This is a genomic window from Magnetococcales bacterium (assembly GCA_015231925.1).
GTDB lineage: Bacteria > Pseudomonadota > Magnetococcia > Magnetococcales > JADGAQ01 > JADGAQ01.
In genome coordinates this window covers 1-6,318 of record JADGAQ010000220.1, presented here as the reverse complement: position 1 = coordinate 6,318, position 6,318 = coordinate 1, and the positions used below count along the sequence as shown (strand labels likewise).

Below are 6,318 nucleotides of genomic sequence, written 5' to 3'. Positions count from 1 at the left end.
ATAATCGCCCCCGGACCCCCGTATTAATGAACGAATGAAACAGAAATGGAATGAAACGTGAAGAAAAAACCCGCCCTTCGCGCCAAGGGCGGGCTGCGGCTGTCACTTCCGGGACGATTGCTGGCGAATGCGATGGATCTCCTCCGCTTGCAGGCCAAGCCAGTTCAGAAACGATTCGTGGGCCGTCCCGTGCCGCTCTTCGAAAAGGGTGTGCCAGCGGGCCATATCGGCTTCGCTCAGACCGATATCGCGAAACAGGGTGATCCACTCTTCCTTGCCGAAAGAAGTCGACATGTGTTCCTCCATTCAATAGGGTGGTTGAAGGGGGTTGGCCAACCCGTTCGAACAGGGTGAACCGTGAAGCCCTGGTCAGGTCAAGAGGCTATTTCATCCCTCGGAGGGTTGGTTGGGTAAATAACCTCGATGCACCCTCCCTGTCCGATCCGGAGAGGTATGCTACACTGGAAGGCATCCGGCAACATCCTGTCGGTGACGGTGGCGGGAAGTCGGGCCGAAAGAGCGGCATCGCTTCCGGGTGGGCAGTCGACAGCTTCATTTCGGAACCGTCTTCGGCAACACCGGAAGAGGAAATCCGCATTGTAAACGCCGATGCCCTGGAGTCCGCAAAGTCCGCCGGGTCTGTTATTGACCACTCCATCGGGAGAACGAGATGCCGAAAACACCCTCCAAAACATCTGCCGAAATCCTGGATCAGGTGAACAAGGCCCGGCAGGCGCTGGATTATTTCAACGAACGGATTTTGGACGATCGGGGAGAGTTTCCGGATGGTGCGGCGTTGCGTTCCCGGCTGAACGCGGCCAATGCCCACGTGATGCGGGCCATCGAAAAGGCCCGAACCTTGAAATAGCGGAATGGTGGAGGAGTTGAACGATGCGTTTGCCCTTATGGGGTGTTGTTCTGTCCGTCTGCAGTGTGGCGATCTTTTCCGCCGAAGCGGGGGAGATCTATTCCGGCAGTCGGGAGATTCTGAAAACCGAAAGTACCGTTCTGGGGGAGAAACTGAGCTATCCCGGCGGAGGCCCTGCCGAGATCCGTTCGCTGATCATCGTCATTGCGCCGGGTGAGGAGACCAAATGGCATAAGCACCCGGTGCCGCTTTACGCCTATGTTCTTTCGGGAACCCTGACGGTGGATTACGGCGACAAGGGAAAACGCACCTATCAGAGCGGAGAGGCTTTCATGGAGGCCATGGACCAGTGGCACCGCGGGCAGAACGACGGCAAGGAGCCGGTGCAACTGGTGACCGTCTTTCTGGGAGGGGAGAACCGGCCGATCAGTGTGCCACGCGAGGAGAGCCGACCGTGATGCCGGAGGAATCGGCGGGAATCACCCCGCCGATGTTCCGGGAGAGACGGTTGCGTTACTTGCGGGCTTGCCAGCGTCCGTCCGCGCCGCGACAGGCGGTGGTGACCATGGTTTCCCGTTTGCCGTCGATGACGGCTTCGACTTCGGCTTCCCGGCACCATTGACCCTGCTGGGTTTCATAAGCGGGACGCGGGGTGACGGCGTAGTCCCGACCCGTATCCGGGTTGTGCCAGCGGGTGGTTTGATAGGAGGGGCTGCTTTCGTAAGCCTGACCCACCCGCATATGGTCGTTCTTGTCCATTTCGTTGCCGATGGTGTATCCGGCCAGCGCGCCGATGGCGCCGCCGATGAGGGCCCACTGCTCCTTGTTCTTGGAGGGCCCCAGCAGACTGCCCGCCAGCGCCCCGCCCAGCGCCCCCACTCCGGCACCCGTCTGGGCCTGGTTGGCGCAGCCGGAAAGGCCGCCGCCCACCAATCCCAGAATGATCAGACCGGAGACCATTTTCGCCCCAAAACCCACCTTCAGGTTTGCCATCGCCTCAAACTCCCTTTGATTTGGATGCCGTTTCCGCTCCCTGCCCTCAACCACGGCAACGAGTATAGCACAAGACGTGCCTGTTGCACCCCCCGTGCCCCTTGTGCCGATCCCCCGCATTCGGGCAACATGAAGCCGCGTTGCGGTACCCTTTTCTTCCGGATGACTCTTGCGGAGGTGTCGAATGTCCAAAATAACCGGCCTGGCCCTGCTTCCGGCCCTGCTGATGCTGACCGGCCTGAACCTGCAGGCCGAGGAGATCGGCGAAGTATCCACCAACATCAAGCTGCTCGGTCCCAACGACAAAGTGGTCATCGAGGCCTTCGACGATCCCGACGTGCCGGGGGTGGCCTGTCATCTCAGTCGCGCCAAAACCGGGGGCTTCAAGGGCGCGGTGGGCCTGGCCGAGGATACCTCGGACGCCTCCATCGCCTGTCGCCAGATCGGTCCGATCACGGCCAATCCCTCCAACCTCAAACAGGGCGTCGAAGTATTCGGTATCAAGACCTCGCTGGTCTTCAAGAAAATGCATGTGGTGCGTTATTATGATCGCAACCGCAATACCCTCATTTACCTGGTCTATTCCGATCGGTTGATCGACGGATCCCCTAAAAATGCCATCAGCACCGTTCCGATCATGCCCTGGCGCAAGGAATAATATCAACTATCCCGACGGAAATAGCCTCTATATGGCCTTGTGCTTCGGGAAAAAATTGTCTATCCTCCGCGAATATCGTCAACAAGGGTGCTTGATGCACCGCGAGAATCAGGGGGGAAACGTCGTGAGTACAGTGGAATCGGAAGTGTCTTTATCCAGAGACGCCATCCTGGATACGTTGAACAAAATATCCTCCAAGACGGATTTGGAGTTTCTCATCGAAGAGGCCAAGTCCCGTTTGGATCAGGTTGCCAAAGACGAAGCCAAGAAAGCCTTGAACGAGGTGGAGTCCCTCCTGCGTCAACGGGGATTGAACCGGGACGATCTTCTGACCATGCTGGGTGCCAGGTCCGCCGTTCAGCGCAGCGCCCCCATGTCCGACCCCTCCCTTCTGGCGGCCATTCCCCCCCTGTTGGTCAAACGCATCAAGGATATGGCTCCGAAGGGGCTGATCAATCCCCACTATCCCAACGAACCCTGGGGCGACCCCAACAAGAAGCGCTGGCACATGCCGACCTGGCTGGAACAGGAGATCAACCGTCTGCGCCAGTCCACCCGGCGTATCAAGGATAGCGATATCCAGCAACTGGTTGACCGGTTTTCGCCGGGCTGAGCTACGGCGCCCTTCCCCCTTTTGACCAAGTCCCCGCCGTCCCGGTTTCAACCCGGAACGGCGGGAGCTTTCGAAACACCTCAAGTGTCCGGCTTCCCACCATCGCTTGCAACCCACCGGTAAATGCGGCATCCTGCCAGACCTTCCTGCGAAGATTGAACGCCGTCCGCTTGATGTAAAAGGCCACTGCACATGACACGATCGATGCTTGCCAAATGGCTTCCCTGGAGCTCCATCCTGTTGTTGCCATCGGTGTTGTTCATCGAAAAAGCCGATCCGGGGGCCTGCCTTTTCGATATTTCCGTGGCTTTTTTCGTGGCTTCCTTTTTTTCGCTACTGACCCGCCGTCCCGCTTCCAGCCTGTTTACCGGCATCTTTTTGACTTTGCTGATTATTCTGATCTCTTCCCTGAAAAATATATACACCGGCGCCAGATTGGTCTGGCACGATATTGCCATCGGTATTTCCGCCTTCGATGTTTTGCTGGATATGTTTCCCCTGGTGATCTATCTGGTTCCGGCAATCGTGGTCTTTTTGTTGGTTCTGTATTATCTGGAACGTAAAAAGCCCGTTCTGCTCCTCTCCCTCGGTCTGCTCCTCCTCTCCGGGGGATTGGCCTGGGCGGTGATGCCCTCCGCCTACACCGTGACCACCTTCGATTTCACCAAGGACAATCTGGTGGTTTTCGTGGAAAGCCTCTTCCGAAGCAAGAAACTCGTCGATTTCGTCACCCCCGAAATCGCCTCCTACTGCTGCCTGCAGCCCGATTTGAGGGCGGAAAAAGTGCTGGCCACGCCAACCCGCAAACCACACATCATCCTTATTTTGCAGGAATCGACCTTCCCGCTGACCCATTTGAAACACTCCCAAACGCCCAACAGCTCGGTCTTTTTCGACCAGGCTTTTCCCTTGCGGATCAACGTGGTCGGCGGCGCCACCTGGGTTTCGGAAACCCAGTTGCTGCATGGCGTGCCCCCGATCCGTTACGGCAGCGACTATTATCAGATCAATATGCTCATGCCGGCCAAGTTCGCCCGACTGCGCAACGAGCGCCACAATGGCCGTTCCATCGAGGCCTCCTCGCTGAGTGTTTTTGATCGGTATCCCCTCGGTGCCGAAGGCCGTCTGCTTTACATTCTCAAATCCATCGGCTATTCGACCCATGCCGTCTACCCCGTGGATGGTCACTACTACGGCAGCAAAACCATGCATACCCTGCTGGGAACGGACCATTTCCTGGGTTGCTCCGCCATTCCGGGTTGCAAGGAGACTCCCGGACGCTATCGTCCCGACAGCCTCTTCTACGACACGGCGTTGGATTTGTTGGCCAAACAGAAGGAACCCTCGGTGGTCTTCCTGCCCACCATGCGGCAGCACTCCCCGCACGACGCCCTCTACTCCAGGGGCAAGGAGGTGGCCTGTGATCCGCTGCTGAGTGACAAACAGTGTGAAGTGCTCAACGAATACCTGGCCCGACTGAAAATGTCGGTGGATGAATGGCACGCCCTTCTGGAGAATATTCGCCGCAGGAAGATGGATGCCATCGTCCTGGCCTTCGGGGACCACATCCCCAGCGACATCGCCTCCAACTTCTACGGGGAGAATTTCTGGAACGAAGACCAGGAGAAGTACATCACCTTCTTCACGATGTGGGATTCACGGGAGGGTTTCGTCACCCGCAAGAGCATGGAGCGTTACGGCGTCCGCTCGATCATCGATCTGGCCTTTCTGGATGTGGTTCTGCTGAACCATCTGGGTGTTTCCAGCCGCTATATCGACGACAAGACCCGCCAGCTCAGGCGCTGTGGTGGGCCGTATTGTCTTCCGGAGGAGCTTCCCCCTGCATCCGCTCCTGCCAGTGAACCCGGGCGTCAAGCTGCTGCAGGGACTCCATCATGATCCGGGTGCGTTGCACCATGGCGCTTTCGAAGCGGGCCCGTCCTTCCGGGCTGGCGGCCAACAACTCCTGCAAAGCGTCTGCGGAGACCTTCAGGAACCGCCCCTCCTTTTCACGAGTGATCAGGGAGGTGGGCCAGGGCAGGCCGGTGAGCAGGCTCAATTCGCCGGCCATCTCTCCCGGCTGCATGGCCCAGGCCTCCTGGGGATGCAGACGCGAGACCAGCAGCCCCTCTCCGGCCAGCAGGATGAATCCCGCAGGCTCGACGACACCCTCCCGCTGGATGGTCTCCCCCGGTCCGAAAAGCAGCGGGACCAGGCGTCCGGCGAATCGCCGCAGCGCCTCCTGTCCCGCCACAAACGAGCCGTCCTCCCGCGAGAAATAGCGTTGCGGAAAACCGCAGGCGATCAGTTCCCGCGAAATCTCATCCCCTTCGCTGACGGCCGCTTCCTCGCGGGAGAGGCTGATGCAGTTCAACTGCCCGCCTTCCGGGAAGGGAATGGCGATGGTGGCCCGTTGCAGATGGTACCAGACCCTCTCCTGAACCTGGCCTTCCAGGGCGGTCCGGTCGTGAAAGGTGCGACTCCAGAAACGCAGACGGTAGCTGACTCCGTAGTCGCGGAAGGCCAGAATCCAGGCGTCGGGCTTCTTGAAGGAGAGATCGACCTGGGCGCACCCGAGGGCGGCGTTGATGAGCTGTTCCCGAGCCTGGGCGGGTGGAACGGCGAAAGAGAGGGTGAAGTCGAGGGTGTGGCGTCGCAGATTGTTGGGCCAGCTCATGTTGTTGACCAGAACGTTGGCCAAATGGCTGTTGGGAACGATGAGGATGTGGCCCCCGGTGGTGCGCAGCCGGGTTTCCCGCCAGTTGCGTTGAATGATTTCGCCCTCCTTGTCGCCGAGGGCGATCCATTGGCCGGGTTCGACGGTTCCCACCAGATGGATGGAGATTCCGGCCAGATAGTTGCCGAGTACCTCCCGCATGGCGATACCGACCACCGCGGCGACCACCGCCGTGGAGGTGAAGAGCTTGCTGGCTTCGAAGTCGAAAGAGAGTTGCAGGATGGCGAAAATCGCCCCGCCGAAAACCAGGAAACGCGCCATGAAGAAGAGCAGCTTGTTTCCCGAGGGGCTTTTGCCGCCAAACCCCTGGAAGTGGCGGATCAGCCCTTCGTTGATCTTGAAGAGCAGAATGACCAGCCAGAGCAGGTACCAGGCCTCGATGAGCCGGGTTTCGGGCTGCCAGTCGCCGAAAGCGGCGGGAAAGGCCTCCAGCGACCACTGCAGCAGGG

The 6,318-nt window shown here is 59.1% G+C and carries 8 protein-coding genes; 5 read left to right on the top strand and 3 right to left on the bottom strand.

Features of this window, described 5'->3' with window-relative positions; genetic code table 11:
* Positions 1-102: 102 nt before the first annotated feature.
* Complete coding sequence (locus tag HQL56_17415) at positions 103-306, bottom strand: hypothetical protein (protein ID MBF0311299.1); 204 nt, start codon at positions 304-306, stop codon at positions 103-105.
* 364 nt (positions 307-670) lie between these two features.
* Between HQL56_17415 and HQL56_17410 the strand changes: the two genes are divergently transcribed.
* Both HQL56_17410 and HQL56_17405 read left to right on the top strand, forming a co-directional pair.
* Complete coding sequence (locus tag HQL56_17410) at positions 671-868, top strand: hypothetical protein (protein ID MBF0311298.1); 198 nt, start codon at positions 671-673, stop codon at positions 866-868.
* Positions 869-891: 23 nt separating this feature from the next.
* On the top strand, positions 892-1,326 hold the full coding sequence (locus HQL56_17405) for a cupin domain-containing protein (GenBank protein ID MBF0311297.1): 435 nt from the start codon (positions 892-894) through the stop codon (positions 1,324-1,326).
* A gap of 55 nt (positions 1,327-1,381) precedes the next feature.
* On the opposite strand, the gene HQL56_17400 is transcribed toward HQL56_17405, so the two are convergent.
* Positions 1,382-1,828, bottom strand: a complete 447-nt coding sequence (locus HQL56_17400; protein ID MBF0311296.1) for a glycine zipper 2TM domain-containing protein — start codon at positions 1,826-1,828, stop codon at positions 1,382-1,384.
* Between the two features lie 217 nt (positions 1,829-2,045).
* On the opposite strand from HQL56_17400, the gene HQL56_17395 reads away from it, so the two are divergent.
* The 3 genes from HQL56_17395 to HQL56_17385 all read left to right on the top strand — a co-directional run bounded on the left by HQL56_17395 (position 2,046) and on the right by HQL56_17385 (position 5,031).
* The gene (locus HQL56_17395) at positions 2,046-2,519 is read left to right on the top strand and encodes a CreA family protein (protein ID MBF0311295.1); all 474 of its coding nucleotides are present in this window, start codon (positions 2,046-2,048) and stop codon (positions 2,517-2,519) included.
* 145 nt (positions 2,520-2,664) lie between these two features.
* The gene (locus HQL56_17390; protein ID MBF0311294.1) at positions 2,665-3,132 is read left to right on the top strand and encodes an H-NS histone family protein; all 468 of its coding nucleotides are present in this window, start codon (positions 2,665-2,667) and stop codon (positions 3,130-3,132) included.
* 192 nt (positions 3,133-3,324) lie between these two features.
* Positions 3,325-5,031, top strand: a complete 1,707-nt coding sequence (locus HQL56_17385) for a sulfatase-like hydrolase/transferase (protein MBF0311293.1) — start codon at positions 3,325-3,327, stop codon at positions 5,029-5,031.
* Here HQL56_17385 and HQL56_17380 read toward each other — a convergent pair.
* A partial coding sequence (locus tag HQL56_17380; GenBank protein ID MBF0311292.1) for a mechanosensitive ion channel family protein occupies positions 4,928-6,318 on the bottom strand: 1,391 nt, incomplete at its 5' end. The two genes, HQL56_17385 and HQL56_17380, sit on opposite strands and share 104 nt — an antisense overlap.

What these genes read in the sequence shown, in the direction of transcription:
- HQL56_17395 (MBF0311295.1), top strand. Translation starts at nt 2,046, where the DNA reads ATGTCCAAAATAACCGGCCTGGCCCTGCTTCCGGCCCTGCTGATGCTG.
- HQL56_17385 (MBF0311293.1), top strand. Translation starts at nt 3,325, where the DNA reads ATGACACGATCGATGCTTGCCAAATGGCTTCCCTGGAGCTCCATCCTG.
- HQL56_17415 (MBF0311299.1), bottom strand. Translation starts at nt 306, where the DNA reads ATGGAGGAACACATGTCGACTTCTTTCGGCAAGGAAGAGTGGATCACC.
- HQL56_17410 (MBF0311298.1), top strand. Translation starts at nt 671, where the DNA reads ATGCCGAAAACACCCTCCAAAACATCTGCCGAAATCCTGGATCAGGTG.
- HQL56_17400 (MBF0311296.1), bottom strand. Translation starts at nt 1,828, where the DNA reads ATGGTCTCCGGTCTGATCATTCTGGGATTGGTGGGCGGCGGCCTTTCC.
- HQL56_17405 (MBF0311297.1), top strand. Translation starts at nt 892, where the DNA reads ATGCGTTTGCCCTTATGGGGTGTTGTTCTGTCCGTCTGCAGTGTGGCG.